Origin of the sequence: Streptomyces sp. B21-105 (genome assembly GCF_036898465.1) — a bacterium.
Classification (GTDB): domain Bacteria; phylum Actinomycetota; class Actinomycetes; order Streptomycetales; family Streptomycetaceae; genus Streptomyces.
On record NZ_JARUMJ010000001.1, the window covers coordinates 1,951,047 to 1,965,104 of the forward strand.

The following is a 14,058-nucleotide window of genomic DNA, read 5'->3' on the forward strand; positions in this document are numbered from 1 at the left end:
GGCACCGCTCACTTGGCCGTTTCCGCCACGAGCCGCTCGACGGCGTCGACGGCGTCGCCGACGGCGGCCGGGTTCTGACCGCCGCCCTGGGCCACGTCCGGCTTGCCGCCACCGCCGCCGCCCAGCGTCTTGGCGGCCGTGCGAACCAGCTCGCCGGCCTTGAGCCCCCGCTCGCGGGCGGCCTCGTTGGTGGCGATGACCGTCAGCGGCTTGCCGTTGTTGACGGTGAACAGGGCGACCACGGCGGCCCGTCCGCCCTGGATGCGGCCGCGCACGTCGAGGACCAGCCTGCGCAGGTCGTCCGGCGTGGTGCCGTCCGGGACCTGACCGGTGACCACGGCGATCCCGCGGACGTCCCTGGCGGACTCCACGAGACCGGCGGCGGCCTGCAGCACCTTCTCGGCGCGGAACTTCTCGATCTCCTTCTCGGCGTCCTTCAGCTTGCCGAGCATGACGGAGACCTTCTCCGGGAGCTCCTCCGGACGGCCCTTGATCAGCTCCTGGAGCTGGGCGACGACCGTGTGCTCACGAGCCAGGAAGTTGTAGGCGTCAACGCCGACGAGGGCCTCGATACGGCGCACGCCCGAGCCGATCGACGACTCGCCGAGCAGCTTCACCAGACCCAGCTGGGCGGTGTTGTGGACATGCGTGCCGCCGCACAGCTCCTTGGAGAAGTCACCGATGGTCACGACCCGGACGCGCTCGCCGTACTTCTCGCCGAACTCGGCGATGGCACCCTGCTTCTTGGCCTCGTCGATGCCCATGACCTCGGCCTGGACGTCCAGATCGCGGGCGAGCACCTCGTTGATCTTCTGCTCGACGTCGGTCATCACGGCCGTCGGAACGGCGGACGGAGAGCCGAAGTCGAAGCGGAAGCGGCCGGGCTGGTTCTCGGAACCGGCCTGGGCGGCCGTCGGGCCGAGGGCGTCGCGCAGCGCCTGGTGGGTGAGGTGGGTGGCCGAGTGGGCGCGGGCGATGGCCGTACGGCGGCGGCCGTCGATCGAGGCGTGGGCCTTGGCTCCGACCGTCACCTCGCCGAACTGGACGACGCCCTTGTGCACGTACACGCCCGGGACCGGCTTCTGGGTGTCGCGGACCTCGACGACGGCGCCGGTGTCGACCTTGATCCGGCCGGTGTCGCCGATCTGGCCGCCGCCCTCGGCGTAGAACGGGGTGCGGTCGAGGACGATCTCGACCTCGTCGCCCTCGGTGGCGGCCGGAGAGGAGACGCCGTCGACGAGGATGCCGACGATCGTGGACTCGCCCTCGGTGTCGGAGTAACCGATGAAGTCGGTCTCGCCGGCCTGGTCGGCGATCTCGCGGTAGGCGCCCGTGCCGGCGTGGCCGGTCTTCTTGGCCTGGGCGTCGGCCTTGGCCTTGTCCCGCTGTTCCTTCATCAGACGGCGGAAGCCGTCCTCGTCCACGGACAGCCCCTGCTCGGCGGCCATCTCCAGGGTGAGGTCGATCGGGAAGCCCCAGGTGTCGTGGAGCAGGAAGGCCTTGTCGCCGGCGAGGACCTGACCGCCGGCGGCCTTGGCCTCGGTGATGGCCGTGTCGAGGATGTTGGTGCCGGCCTTGAGCGTCTTGACGAAGGCGTTCTCCTCGGCGAGGGCGACCTTCTCGATGCGCTCGCGGTCGGTGACCAGCTCCGGGTACTGCTGCCCCATCATCTCGATGACCGTGTCGATGAGGTCCTTGACGACGAGGCCGGTGGCGCCGAGGAGGCGCATGTTGCGGATGGCGCGGCGCATGATGCGGCGCAGCACATAGCCGCGGCCCTCGTTGCCCGGGGTGACGCCGTCACCGATGAGCATCACGGAGGTGCGCATGTGATCGGTGACCACGCGCAGCGAGACGTCCGAGTCGTGGGCCTCGCCGTACGCGACGCCGGTCAGCTCGGTGGCCTTCTTGATGACGGCCATGGAGGTGTCGATCTCGTACATGTTCTGCACGCCCTGCAGAATCATGGCGAGGCGCTCCAGGCCGAGGCCCGTGTCGATGTTCTTGCTGGGCAGCTCGCCGAGGATCTCGAAGTTGTCCTTGCCGATGCCCTCGCCCCGCTCGTACTGCATGAAGACGAGGTTCCAGATCTCCACGTACCGCTCGTCGTTGACGGCGGGACCGCCCTCGACGCCGAAGTCGGGGCCGCGGTCGTAGTTGATCTCGGAGCAGGGGCCACAGGGACCGGGGACGCCCATGGACCAGTAGTTGTCCTTCATGCCGAGGCGCTGGATGCGCTCCTTGGGCACGCCGACGACCTCGTGCCAGATGCGCTCGGCCTCGTCGTCGTCCTTGTAGACGGTGATCCAGAGCTTCTCCGGCTCCAGGCCGTAACCGCCCTTGTCCTGGGGGCTGGTGAGCAGCTCCCAGGCGTACTTGATGGCGCCTTCCTTGAAGTAGTCGCCGAAGGAGAAGTTGCCGCACATCTGGAAGAACGTGCCGTGCCGGGTGGTCTTGCCGACCTCTTCGATGTCGGGCGTGCGCACGCACTTCTGCACGCTGGTGGCGCGCGCCCACGGCGGCTTCACCTCGCCGAGGAAGTACGGCTTGAACGGGACCATGCCGGCGGGGACCAGGAGCAGAGTCGGGTCGTCCGCGATGAGCGACGCCGAAGGGACGACGGTGTGCCCGCGCTCCTCGTAGAAGCTCAGCCAGCGGCGGCGGATCTCGGCCGACTCCATCAGTGGTCCTCATTCCGGTCGTTCGAGTACGTCGTGTTCTCGATGTACTTCGGGTTCTCGATGTACTTCGCGTTGTCGCGGTGCTGCGGGTCGCGGTGTTGCGGGGCGGAGCGGTTTTCGATGGCGGGCAACCGCCTGGGTGCGGGCAGTGCGGGGTCCTCGTGGATCCCCAGCGCCTCCCCCAGCTCGGCCTCCCGCCGGGCCATGTTGTCGCGGACGTCGAGCGCGAAACCCACCGCGCGGTCCTTGAGGCGCGCTCCCGTCTCGAGGGCCTTGTCGGCCGCGGTCACGGCGAGACTCTCGGGAGTCAGCTGCCTCAGCTTGCGGTTGACCTTGGTGGTGGCCCAGACACCGGCGGCGACGCCCGTGCTGAACCAGAAGGTACGGCGGAACATCGCTGGTCTCAGTCCCTCTTTCCACGGGGCTTGCGCTTCTCCCGCCGGGAGACCGTGCGGCCCACGATGACGGTCCGCCGGGGCTCCCTCGCGGGCGCGTCGTCCTTGCGGCCGCCGAGGGCCCGGCGGACGCCGTAGCCGAACGCGGCGACCTTCACCAGGGGCCCGCCGAAGGTGGAGGCGACCGTGGTGGACAGCGCCGACGCGTTCGACGTGACCTCCTGGACATCGCTGGCGATGGCGTCGACCCGGTCGATCTGGGTCTGCGCGGAGCGCACGGCGGCGGAGGCGTCGGCCAGCAGGGGTACGGCCTGTTCGGTCACGTCCGCGACCAGCCGGGTGGTCGCCCGGAGCGTCTGGGCCAGCCTCGCCAGCGCGACGGCGAGGAAGGAGACCAGGATCGCCCAGAACACGGCCACCAGAATGCCGGCCACCTCTCCACCGGACACTGCGCACCCGCTCTCTCGGCCGACGAACACCTATCTCTGGAGGCGAGCCTATCGCGCCGCCATCGGCGTTCCGTACCGGATTAGGGACGCGCGAAAGCCCGTCGCCCCGCCCGCCCCGAAGGGCTGGGGGACGACGGGCCGGGGTGCGGAGGTCCTACGACCGCCGCGTGCCGATCCGGGCGGGGATCAGCGGGCGTAGTACTCGACGACGAGCTGCTCGTCGCAGATCACCGGGATCTCCTTGCGGTTCGGCTCACGGTCCAGGCGGAACGCCAGGGACTTGAGGTTCACCTGGAGGTAGCGCGGGGTCTCGCCGTCGGGGGCGAAGCCGCCCTCGCGGGCGATGGAGAAGAGGGTCTTCTCCCGGCTGCGCTCGCGGACCATCACGACGTCGTCGGGACGGACACGGAAGGAGGGCTTGTCGGTCTTCTGACCGTTGACCTCGATGTGGCCGTGCACGACCATCTGACGGGCCTGGTAGATCGTGCGGGCGATGCCCGAACGCAGGACCAGCGCGTCGAGACGGCGCTCGAGCTCGATGATCAGGGCCTCACCGGTCTTGCCCTGGACCTTGGAGGCACGCTCGTAGGCGCGGACGAGCTGACGCTCGGACACGTCGTACTGCGCGCGCAGACGCTGCTTCTCGAGCAGACGGACCTTGTAGTCCGAGTTCTGCTTGCGGCCGCGGCCGTGCTCACCCGGCGGGTAGGGGCGGGCCTCGAAGTACTTGACGGCCTTCGGGGTCAGCGCGATGCCGAGGGCACGCGACTTCTTCACCTTGGGGCGGGACTGGTTCGCCACTGTCTCTCGTTTCCTGGTTTCGGCTTGTCAGGGTTGAGGGAGGTCGCAATCCGCAGCCGGGGAAACCCGCCTGGTCCGGGTGGGACCTGCGGGCAGCCGCTCCCCTGGTCTGGGCACATACGTGCAGCACGCGAGTTGCCCACCGACCGTTCCCGGATTCCGGGTGGTGATGGGCTGCCCGCGACACCTTCGACGGTGCGCGACGCTCCTGGAGCCGGTCCGAGGGACCGGTGCTCCGGCTGACTCTCCCGTTCTGACTGCACGGGACGCAGCACTCCGAGGGATTCTACAGGGTGCTCAGGACCCGTTCCGACCGAGGTGCGATCTGGTCCACTCGACCGCGTCCGCGTAGCGGGCCTCGGCGCCGTGCCGGGTGGGGGTGTAGTACTCCCGGCCGTGGATCGCGTCCGGCGCGTACTGCTGGGCGGCGATGCCCTCGGGCAGGTCGTGCGGGTACACGTACCCCTGGGCGTGCCCCAGCTTGGCGGCGCCCTTGTAGTGGCCGTCCCGCAGATGCGGCGGGACGGGCCCGGCCAGCCCCTTGCGGACGTCGTCCAGGGCGGCGCCGATCGCCGTGGTGGCGGCGTTGGACTTGGGTGCCAGGGCGAGGGCGATGGTGACGTGACCGAGGGTGAGGGCGGCCTCGGGGAAGCCGATCATCGCGACGGCCTGGGCTGCGGCGACCGCGATCGGCAGAGCGTTCGGATCGGCGAGGCCGATGTCCTCGCTGGCGGAGATCATCAGGCGGCGGGCGATGAAGCGCGGGTCCTCGCCGGCCTCGATCATGCGGGCCAGGTAATGCAGGGCCGCGTCGACGTCCGAGCCGCGGATGGACTTGATGAGGGCGCTGGCGACGTCGTAGTGCTGGTCGCCGTCCCGGTCGTACTTCACGGCCGCGCGGTCGACCGTCTGCTCCAGTGTCCGGAGGCTGATCTCGGTCTCGTCCTGGTCGAGGGCGGCGCCTGCGGCGGCCTCCAGGGCCGTCAGCGCGCGCCGGGCGTCTCCGCCGGCGATGCGTAGGAGATGGGCCTCGGCGTCCGCGGGGAGCGTGACGGTGTCCTTGAGGCCGCGTTCGTCGGTCACGGCGCGGCTGACCAGGTCGCGGAGGTCGTCGTCGGTGAGAGGCTCGAGGGTCAGCAGGAGGGAGCGGGAGAGCAGCGGCGAGATGACCGAGAAGTAGGGGTTCTCGGTGGTCGCCGCGATCAGCGTCACCCAGCGGTTCTCGACGGCCGGCAGGAGGGAGTCCTGCTGGGCCTTGCTGAAGCGGTGGATCTCGTCGAGGAAGAGGACGGTCTCCTTGCCGAAGCCGCCGATGGCGCGGCGGGCGCCGTCGATGACGGCGCGGACCTCCTTGACGCCGGCGGTGATGGCGGAGAGCTCGACGAACCGCTTGTTGGTGGCCTTGGAGACGACGTACGCGAGGGTCGTCTTCCCGGTGCCGGGCGGTCCCCAGAGGATCACCGAGGAGGGGCCGGCCGGGCCCTTGGCGCCCTCGCCGACCAGGCGGCGCAGGGGCGAGCCCGGCTTCAGCAGATGCTGCTGGCCCACCACCTCGTCGAGGGTGCGCGGGCGCATCCGGACCGCCAGGGGGCTCCCTGCGGGGTCCTTCTCCTGGCGGTCTTCCGCTGCGGCGGTGAACAGGTCGGGCTCCACACCTGGGAGCCTACGTCAGGGGTACGACAGTCCCCCGCGGCCGCCCGTCCGGGGCCGGGCTCAGGCCCAGAGGTCGGTGCCCCAGCGGGTCAGGACCAGCATCGCGATGACGCCGGCGTGCGTGACCGGCAGGACCCAGGTGAACTCGCCGAGGAACCGCTTCAGCCCGGCGGGGGCGGGCAGGAAGCCGTTGCGCACGTTGAACGAGGTGCCGTACCAGAACATGGTGAGCGTGGCGACCCAGGCCAGCGAGCACCACAGGCACAGGGCGTTGATCTTGTACAGCGACTGGTACTGCAGCCAGGTGCAGAAGACGACGCCGAAGAGCGTGCCGAAGTTGAAGGTCAGCCAGTACCAGCGCGGGAAGCGGGCCCGGGTGAGCAGGCTCATGCCGACGCAGATCACGATGCCGTAGGCGACGAGGCCCAGCATCGGGTTGGGGAACCCGAAGACGGACGCCTGCTTGCTCTGCATGATGCTGCCGCAGGAGACGACCGGGTTGATGCTGCAGCCGGGCGTGTAGGACGTGCCCGCGACCTTGGCCTCGAGGATCTTGAACTTGTCGATCGTGATGACCCACGCGGCGAGCAGACCGGCCGCGCCGGTGATCAGCAGCAGGATCGCGAACGCTCGGCTGGCGCCCACGGTTGCCGGGCCGCTCGCGCCGGTGCGCTCGCGCTCGGACTCCGTGGAGACGTCTTGGACTGTCGTCTTGCTCATCACGCCGATTCCGTCACTTGAGAGTGGGACCTTCTTCGGGCACGGGCCATTGTGCCGCACAAGCACGACTGTCCACCGTTCGGTGGACATAAGGAAGTACGTGTGGTTGCCCCCGGACGTTCGGTTCCGGCCGGAGTGCCGCGGGCGGAGCTGGAGGCGAGCACGCGCGCGTGGCGCCGTCACCCGGAGGAGGAACCGGCGCGCGTCGGGTTGACGCCGGATGCGTCCGTACGGCGTCGGACGCGGCCCCGCTCATGCCGAGGGACGCCGGGTGCCTGCCCCGGCGTCCCTGATGAGGCGCTATCCGAGCTTCGACTCCAGTTCGGCGACGATCTCGTTGACGCCGATCGCCGTCTGCTCGCCGGACTCCATGTCCTTGAGCTGGACGACACCCTCGGCGAGGTCACGTTCGCCGGCGACGATGGTGTAGCGGGCCCCGCTGCGGTTGGCACTCTTCATCGCGCCCTTGAGGCCCTTGCCGCCGTAGGCGAAGTCGGCCGCGACGCCGAGCTTGCGCAGCTCGGTGACCTTGGCGAAGAGCACCCGGCGGGCCTCCTCGCCGAGCGGCACCGCGTACACGGAGGTCGAGGCGGGCAGCCTGAGCTGCACGCCCTCGGCCTCCAGCGCCAGCACCGTGCGGTCGACGCCCAGGGCCCAGCCCACCGAGGGGAGCGCGGGGCCGCCGATCATCTCGGAGAGGCCGTCGTAGCGGCCGCCGCCGCCGACCGCGGACTGCGAGCCCAGCCCGTCGTGGACGAACTCGAAGGTGGTCCGCGTGTAGTAGTCCAGGCCGCGGACCAGCTTCGGGTCGTCCTCGAAGCCGACGCCCGCCGCGGTGATCAGCTCGCGCACCTCCTCGTGGTACGCCTTGCAGGCGTCGCAGAGGTAGTCCCGCAGCAGCGGGGCGTCCCCGAGCTGCTTCTGGACCGACTCGCGCTTGTCGTCGAGCACCCGCAGCGGGTTGATCTCCGCGCGGCGCAGCGTGTCCTCGTCCAGGTCGAGGCCGCGCAGGAAGCCCTGCAGCGCCTCCCGGTAGACGGGGCGGCACTCCTTGTCGCCGAGGCTGTTGAGGAGGATGCGGAAGTTGCGCAGTCCCAGGGAGCGGTACGCCTGGTCCGCCAGGATGATCAGCTCGGCGTCCAGCGCCGGGTCCTCCGCGCCGATCGCCTCGGCGCCGACCTGGGAGAAGTGGCGGTAGCGGCCCTTCTGAGGTCGCTCGTAGCGGTAGTACGAACCGGAGTACCAGAGCTTGACCGGCAGGTTGCCCACCTTGTGCAGGTTGGCCTCCAGCGCGGCGCGCAGCACGGACGCGGTGCCCTCGGGACGCAGGGCCAGCTTGTCGCCGCCCTTGGTCTCGAAGGCGTACATCTCCTTGGTGACGATGTCGGTGGACTCGCCGACACCGCGCGCGAAGAGTTCGACGTTCTCGAAGCCGGGCGTCTCGACATAGCCGTAGCCGGAGTTGCGCAGCGGGGCGGCGATGGCCTCACGGACGGCGAGGTACTGGGCGCTGTCCGGCGGGATCAGGTCGTACGTGCCCTTGGGGGCCTGAAAGGTGCTCACGGAGGTCTCTCGTCACATTCCTCGTCGGGGAGGGGTGGGCGAACCCGCTCCCTGGCCGGCCGCCACCTGCCGCAGATACGGGTTGGCGGCGCGCTCCCGGCCGATGGTCGTCTGGGGGCCGTGGCCGGACAGCACCACGGTCGAGTCGTCGAGCGGCAGGCACACGCGGGCCAGCGAGTCGAGCATCTCGGCCATGTCACCGCCGGGCAGGTCGGTGCGTCCGATGGAGCCGGCGAACAGCAGATCCCCTGAGAAGAAGACCGACGGGACATCGGTCGTCTCGGGCATCCGGAAGGTCACCGACCCCCTGGTATGGCCCGGCGCGTGCGCGACGGAGAACTCCAGCCCGGCCAGGTCCAGCCCGGCGCCGTCGGTGAGCTCGCGGACGTCGTCCGGCTCACCCACGGTGAGCTCGCCCATCAGCGGCATCCCGATGGACCGGCCCAGCGCCTTCTCGGGGTCGCTCATCATGTAGCGGTCCTCGGGGTGGATCCAGGCCGGCACGTCGTGCGCGCCGCACACCGGGACGACCGAGGCCACATGGTCGATGTGTCCGTGGGTGAGGACGACGGCCACGGGCTTGAGCCGATGCTTTCTGATCGCTTCCTCGACGCCGGGGGCCGCCTGGTGGCCCGGGTCGATGATCACGCACTCCTCGCCGGCGGCCGGGGCGACGAGATAACAGTTCGTCCCCCAGGCTCCGGCGGGGAACCCGGCAATGAGCACGATCGTCCTTCGTTTGTGTCGATACGCGTGGGCTTCTGGGCGGCTGCGCCAGTGGTCAGAGCCTACCGGCGCTGCCGTTTCCTCAGCGAACCCATATACGGTACGGGACACACGCAGGCGGTCGGCTCACAAGACGCACGCGTCCCAGTCGACGTACGAGACGCACGAGGAGAGAACCCGGTGGTCACCCAGGAACAGCGGAAGCGTCAGCTCGCCAGGGAGAAGTTCTTGCGGCAGCAGCAGCGGCGCACGAGCGCGCGACGCAAGGCGCGTATGCGCAACTCGGCGATCGCGTCGGTGCTCGGCGTGGTCGTCATCGGCAGCCTGGCGCTGTACACGACGGGTGTCCTGAAGGACGACGACAAGGACAAGACGAACGCGAGTTCGGAGACGACGCCGTCCGCCGCCCCCAGCGCCGTCAAGGACCCGTGCGAGAAGCCGGCCGCCGGCGCGGTCAAGACGCAGACCTGGAAGAAGGAGCCGGCGGTCACGATCGACCCGTCGGCGAAGTACACGATGACGCTGGCGACGACCTGCGGCGACATCGGCATAGAGCTCAAGGCGAAGGCCGCACCGCACACGGTGAACTCGTTCAGCTTCCTCGCCGGCAAGGGCTACTTCGACCACACCAAGTGCCACCGCCTCACCACCAACGGGATCTACGTGCTGCAGTGCGGCGACCCGACGGGCAGCGGCAGCGGCGGCCCCGGTTACACGATCCCGGACGAGAACCTGAAGGACGCCTCCCTCAAGGCCAACGTCTACCCGGCGGGCACGGTCGCGATGGCCAACACCAGTCAGCCGCACACCGGCGGCAGCCAGTTCTTCCTCGTCTACCAGGACAGTCAGCTGCCGCCCAGCTACACACCGTTCGGCACCGTGTCGCCCGAAGGCATGAAGGTTCTGCAGAAGATCGCCGCCGCGGGCGAGAACACCGGCGCGGGCGACGGCGCCCCGAACGCGACGGTCGTGATCGACAAGGCGACGGTCACGAAGTCCTGACGACGAACCGGTGGCCAGGGCGGTCGGCTGCCCAATTTCGGTCGTGCGGGATGCGGACAGGCGGCCTGCCGGTCGCCTATGTTGGCCGTGACGAAACTGTGGACGATGCCCAGGGGCCCTGAGGCCCCTCGGAGGCATCATGTGGAGGAGGCGCTGTGAGCAGCGACCCGTGGGGCCGCGTCGACGAGACGGGGACCGTGTACGTGCGTACCGCCGACGGCGAGCAGGTGGTCGGTTCCTGGCAGGCAGGCTCCCCCGAGGAGGCGCTGGCCTACTTCGAGCGCAAGTACGAGGGCCTGGTTGTCGAGATCGGCCTCCTCGAGAAGCGAGTGCAGACCACCGACCTTTCGGCGAAGGACGCTCAGGTCGCGATCGACCACATCCGCGAGCAGGTGGACGCGCACCACGCCGTCGGTGATCTGCAGGCGCTGCGGGAGCGGCTGGACAAGCTGGTGTCGACCGTCGAGTCGCGGCGCGAGGAGCGCAGGCAGCAGCGGGCGAAGCAGTCCGACCAGGCCCGGCACGCCAAGGAGGACCTGGTCACCGAGGCGGAGCAGCTCGCCCAGTCCGACCAGTGGCGGGCGGCCGGTGAGCGGCTGCGCGCCCTGGTGGACACCTGGAAGGGGCTGCCCCGGCTGGACCGCAAGTCGGACGACGAACTGTGGCACCGGTTCTCGCACGCGCGCTCGGCGTTCTCCAAGCGCCGCAAGGCGCACTTCGCGCAGCTGGACGCGCAGCGTGAGGAGGCCCGCCGGATCAAGGAGCGGCTGGTATCCGAGGCCGAGGGCCTGTCCGGTTCGACGGACTGGGGTCCGACCGCCGCGCGCTACCGCGAGCTGATGGCGGACTGGAAGGCCGCCGGCCGTGCCCAGCGCGAGCACGAGGACGACCTGTGGAACCGCTTCCGCGGCGCCCAGGACGTCTTCTTCGCCGCTCGCAGCTCGGTCTTCGCCGAGCGGGACGCGGAGCAGACGGAGAACCTCAAGCTCAAGGAGGAGCTGGCCGAGGAGGCCGAGAAGCTGCTCCCGATCGGCGACCTGAAGGCGGCGCGGGCCGCGTTCCGTTCGATCAACGAGCGCTGGGAGGCCATCGGTCACGTCCCGCGGGACGCCCGGCCGAAGGTCGAGGGCCGGATGCACGCCGTGGAGCGGGCGATCCAGGAGTCCGAGGAGACGGAGTGGCGCCGGACGAACCCGGAGGCGCGCGCGCGTGCCGCGGGTCTCACCGGTCAGCTCCAGGGCGCCGTGGACAAGCTGAAGACGCAGATCGAGCAGGCTCGCACCCAGGGCAACTCGGCGAAGGCCGACAAGCTGGAGCGGGAGCTGGAGGGCCGCCAGGCGCTGCTGGACCAGGCTCTGAAGGGTCTGCACGAGTTCGGCGGCTGAGGCACACAGGCGCTGTCCGAGGGCCGCAGACGGCGAGACGGCCCCCGTACCTGGTGTACGGGGGCCGTCTCGCCGTCTCGCGCCGTTCTACGGCCTGCGCGCCGAGGTCACCCGGTACACGTCGTACACGCCCTCGACGCCGCGCACGGCCTTCAGGACGTGCCCCAGATGCTTGGGGTCGCCCATCTCGAAGGTGAAGCGGGACGTGGCCACCCGGTCACGGGACGTCTGAACCGCCGCGGACAGGATGTTGACGTGCTGGTCGGACAGGACGCGCGTGACGTCCGAAAGGAGCCGGGAGCGGTCCAGCGCCTCGACCTGGATCGCGACCAGGAAGACCGAGGACTGCGTGGGCGCCCACTCGACCTCGAGGATCCGCTCCGGCTCCCGTGACAGTGACTCCACGTTGACGCAGTCGCTGCGGTGAACCGATACACCGCTGCCCCGGGTGACGAAGCCGATGATGGGATCGCCGGGAACCGGCGTACAGCAGCGGGCCAGCTTGACCCACACGTCGTCGACGCCCTTGACGACGACACCGGGGTCCTGGTTGCTGCGCCGCTTGCGGCCGCGGCTGTGGGACGGCGGGACCGTCTCGTCGATCTCCTCGGAAGCGGCCTCCTCGCCGCCGAGCGCCTGGACCAGCTTCTGCACGATGTTCTGCGCGGAGACATGGCCCTCGCCGATCGCCGCGTACAGCGCGGAGATGTCCGAGTACCGCATCTCGTGCGCGAGCGTCACCAGTGAGTCGCCGGTCAGGATGCGCTGGATCGGCAGGTTCTGCTTGCGCATGGCGCGGACGATGGCGTCCTTGCCCTGCTCGATCGCCTCGTCTCGGCGCTCCTTGGAGAACCAGGCGCGGATCTTGTTGCGGGCGCGCGGCGACTTGACGAAGTTCAGCCAGTCCCGGGACGGGCCGGCCCCGGCGGCCTTGGAGGTGAAGACCTCCACCAGGTCGCCGTTGTCCAGGGTCGACTCCAGCGGCACGAGACGCCCGTTGACGCGGGCTCCTATGGTGCGGTGCCCCACCTCGGTGTGCACGGCGTAGGAGAAGTCCACCGGCGTGGCCCCCGCCGGCAGCGCTATCACGTCGCCCTTCGGGGTGAAGACGAAGACCTCGTTGCGCGACAGGTCGAAGCGCAGGGACTCCAGGAACTCGCCGGGGTCCTCGGTCTCCTTCTGCCAGTCGAGGAGCTGGCGCAGCCAGGCCATGTCGTTGAGGTGGTCGTCCTTTCCGGTGGTCCGCGGCTGGTCCGAGCGGACCTTCGAGGCGCCGGCGACGGCCTCCTGCTTGTACTTCCAGTGCGCGGCGATGCCGTACTCGGCCCGGCGGTGCATGTCGAACGTGCGGATCTGGAGTTCGACCGGCTTGCCGTTCGGGCCGATGACCGTCGTGTGCAGCGACTGGTACATGTTGAACTTGGGCATCGCGATGTAGTCCTTGAACCGGCCGGGGACCGGGTTCCATCGCGCGTGCACGGTGCCGAGCGCCGCGTAGCAGTCGCGGACGGTGTCCACGAGGACGCGGATGCCCACCAGGTCGTAGATCTCCGCGAAGTCACGGCCGCGGACGATCATCTTCTGGTAGACGCTGTAGTAGTGCTTCGGGCGGCCGGTGACGGTCGCCTTGATGCGGGCGGCCCTCAGGTCGGCCTGCACCTCGTCGGTCACTATGGCCAGGTACTCGTCCCGCTTGGGCGCCCGCTCGGCGACCAGCCGGACGATCTCGTCGTACATCTTGGGGTAGAGGATCGCGAAGGCGAGGTCCTCCAGTTCCCACTTGATGGTGTTCATGCCCAGGCGGTGAGCGAGGGGCGCGTAGATCTCGAGAGTCTCGCGCGCCTTCTTCTCCTGCTTCTCCCGCTTGAGGTAGCGCATGGTCCGCATGTTGTGCAGCCGGTCCGCGAGCTTGATGACCAGCACGCGCGGGTCCTTGGCCATGGCGACGACCATCTTGCGGACGGTCTCGGCCTGGGCGGCCTCGCCGAACTTCACCTTGTCCAGCTTGGTGACGCCGTCGACGAGCAGGGCGACCTGATCGCCGAAGTCGCGCCGCAGGTCCTCCAGGCCGTACTCGGTGTCCTCGACGGTGTCGTGCAGCAGGCCCGCCATGAGGGTGGCCGGATCCATGCCCAGTTCGGCGAGGATCGTGGTCACCGCGAGGGGGTGGGTGATGTACGGGTCGCCGCTCTTGCGCTTCTGGCCGCGGTGCCAGCGCTCGGCGACCTGGTAGGACTTCTCGATCTGGCGCAGGGTGGCCGTCTCGATCTTCGGGTCGTTGCTGCGCACTATCCGCAGCAACGGCTCCAGGACCGGGTTGTACGGGTTCTGACGCTGGACGCCGAGCCGGGCGAGACGGGCGCGGACGCGGTTGGAGGAGCCGGAGCGGGCGGCCTGCTGCGGGGCGGCTGCCTGACGGCCGGCGGGCGCCGCCGTGGCGCCTTTGGGCGTAGCCGGCTCGGGACGGGGCTGCTCGGCCGGCCCGTCGGAGGGCGCGGAGCGGTCGTGTCCGGCCGGGCCGCTGTCCTCCCGGGCCTGCGACGCGGGGGCGGCCGCGGGCGCCGAGGCGGGCTCGGGCTTGGCGGCTGTCAGGTGCTGGGCCTCGTCTGGCAAGAGGACTCCTCGTGCGCGATCCGGGTCCCCGGTCAGGCTCCGGAGCACCCATCGTAGCGATCCTGCGCTC

At 69.9% G+C, this 14,058-nt stretch carries 11 protein-coding genes; 2 read left to right on the top strand and 9 right to left on the bottom strand.

The features are described 5' to 3' along the window. Positions 1-8 precede the first annotated feature (8 nt). The 8 genes from alaS to QA802_RS08750 all read right to left on the bottom strand — a co-directional run bounded on the left by alaS (position 9) and on the right by QA802_RS08750 (position 8,988). On the bottom strand, positions 9-2,681 hold the full coding sequence (alaS, locus tag QA802_RS08715) for an alanine--tRNA ligase (RefSeq protein WP_334519618.1): 2,673 nt from the start codon (positions 2,679-2,681) through the stop codon (positions 9-11). Next, positions 2,681-3,076, bottom strand: coding sequence for a hypothetical protein (locus tag QA802_RS08720; protein ID WP_334519620.1), 396 nt, complete (start codon positions 3,074-3,076; stop codon positions 2,681-2,683). Before QA802_RS08720 ends, alaS begins: the two co-directional genes overlap by 1 nt. Positions 3,077-3,084: 8 nt before the next feature. Continuing rightward, positions 3,085-3,525, bottom strand: a complete 441-nt coding sequence (locus tag QA802_RS08725; RefSeq protein WP_334519621.1) for a DUF948 domain-containing protein — start codon at positions 3,523-3,525, stop codon at positions 3,085-3,087. Positions 3,526-3,711: 186 nt separating this feature from the next. After that, positions 3,712-4,326, bottom strand: a complete 615-nt coding sequence (rpsD, locus tag QA802_RS08730; protein ID WP_334519622.1) for a 30S ribosomal protein S4 — start codon at positions 4,324-4,326, stop codon at positions 3,712-3,714. Between the two features lie 297 nt (positions 4,327-4,623). Then, the gene (locus tag QA802_RS08735) at positions 4,624-5,979 is read right to left on the bottom strand and encodes a replication-associated recombination protein A (protein WP_334519624.1); all 1,356 of its coding nucleotides are present in this window, start codon (positions 5,977-5,979) and stop codon (positions 4,624-4,626) included. Positions 5,980-6,039: 60 nt separating this feature from the next. Then, a complete protein-coding gene (locus QA802_RS08740; RefSeq protein WP_334519627.1) occupies positions 6,040-6,699 on the bottom strand; it encodes a vitamin K epoxide reductase family protein in 660 nt (219 codons plus the stop codon). Positions 6,700-6,999: 300 nt separating this feature from the next. Next, a complete protein-coding gene (gene hisS / locus QA802_RS08745) occupies positions 7,000-8,262 on the bottom strand; it encodes a histidine--tRNA ligase (RefSeq protein ID WP_334519630.1) in 1,263 nt (420 codons plus the stop codon). 12 nt (positions 8,263-8,274) lie between these two features. Continuing rightward, positions 8,275-8,988: an MBL fold metallo-hydrolase gene (locus QA802_RS08750; RefSeq protein ID WP_334519633.1), complete on the bottom strand. Its 714-nt coding sequence runs from the start codon at positions 8,986-8,988 to the stop codon at positions 8,275-8,277. 180 nt (positions 8,989-9,168) lie between these two features. Between QA802_RS08750 and QA802_RS08755 the strand changes: the two genes are divergently transcribed. Both QA802_RS08755 and QA802_RS08760 read left to right on the top strand, forming a co-directional pair. Further along, on the top strand, positions 9,169-9,990 hold the full coding sequence (locus QA802_RS08755; protein ID WP_334519636.1) for a peptidylprolyl isomerase: 822 nt from the start codon (positions 9,169-9,171) through the stop codon (positions 9,988-9,990). A 155-nt stretch (positions 9,991-10,145) separates the two neighbouring features. After that, positions 10,146-11,375, top strand: coding sequence for a DUF349 domain-containing protein (locus tag QA802_RS08760; RefSeq protein ID WP_334519639.1), 1,230 nt, complete (start codon positions 10,146-10,148; stop codon positions 11,373-11,375). Positions 11,376-11,462: 87 nt separating this feature from the next. Here QA802_RS08760 and QA802_RS08765 read toward each other — a convergent pair whose 3' ends face one another. Beyond that, positions 11,463-13,988 (bottom strand): RelA/SpoT family protein, encoded by a 2,526-nt coding sequence (locus QA802_RS08765; RefSeq protein WP_319166060.1) that lies wholly within the window; start codon positions 13,986-13,988, stop codon positions 11,463-11,465. Positions 13,989-14,058 lie beyond the last annotated feature (70 nt).

What these genes read in the sequence shown, in the direction of transcription:
- alaS (WP_334519618.1), bottom strand. Translation starts at nt 2,681, where the DNA reads ATGGAGTCGGCCGAGATCCGCCGCCGCTGGCTGAGCTTCTACGAGGAG.
- QA802_RS08720 (WP_334519620.1), bottom strand. Translation starts at nt 3,076, where the DNA reads ATGTTCCGCCGTACCTTCTGGTTCAGCACGGGCGTCGCCGCCGGTGTC.
- QA802_RS08740 (WP_334519627.1), bottom strand. Translation starts at nt 6,699, where the DNA reads ATGAGCAAGACGACAGTCCAAGACGTCTCCACGGAGTCCGAGCGCGAG.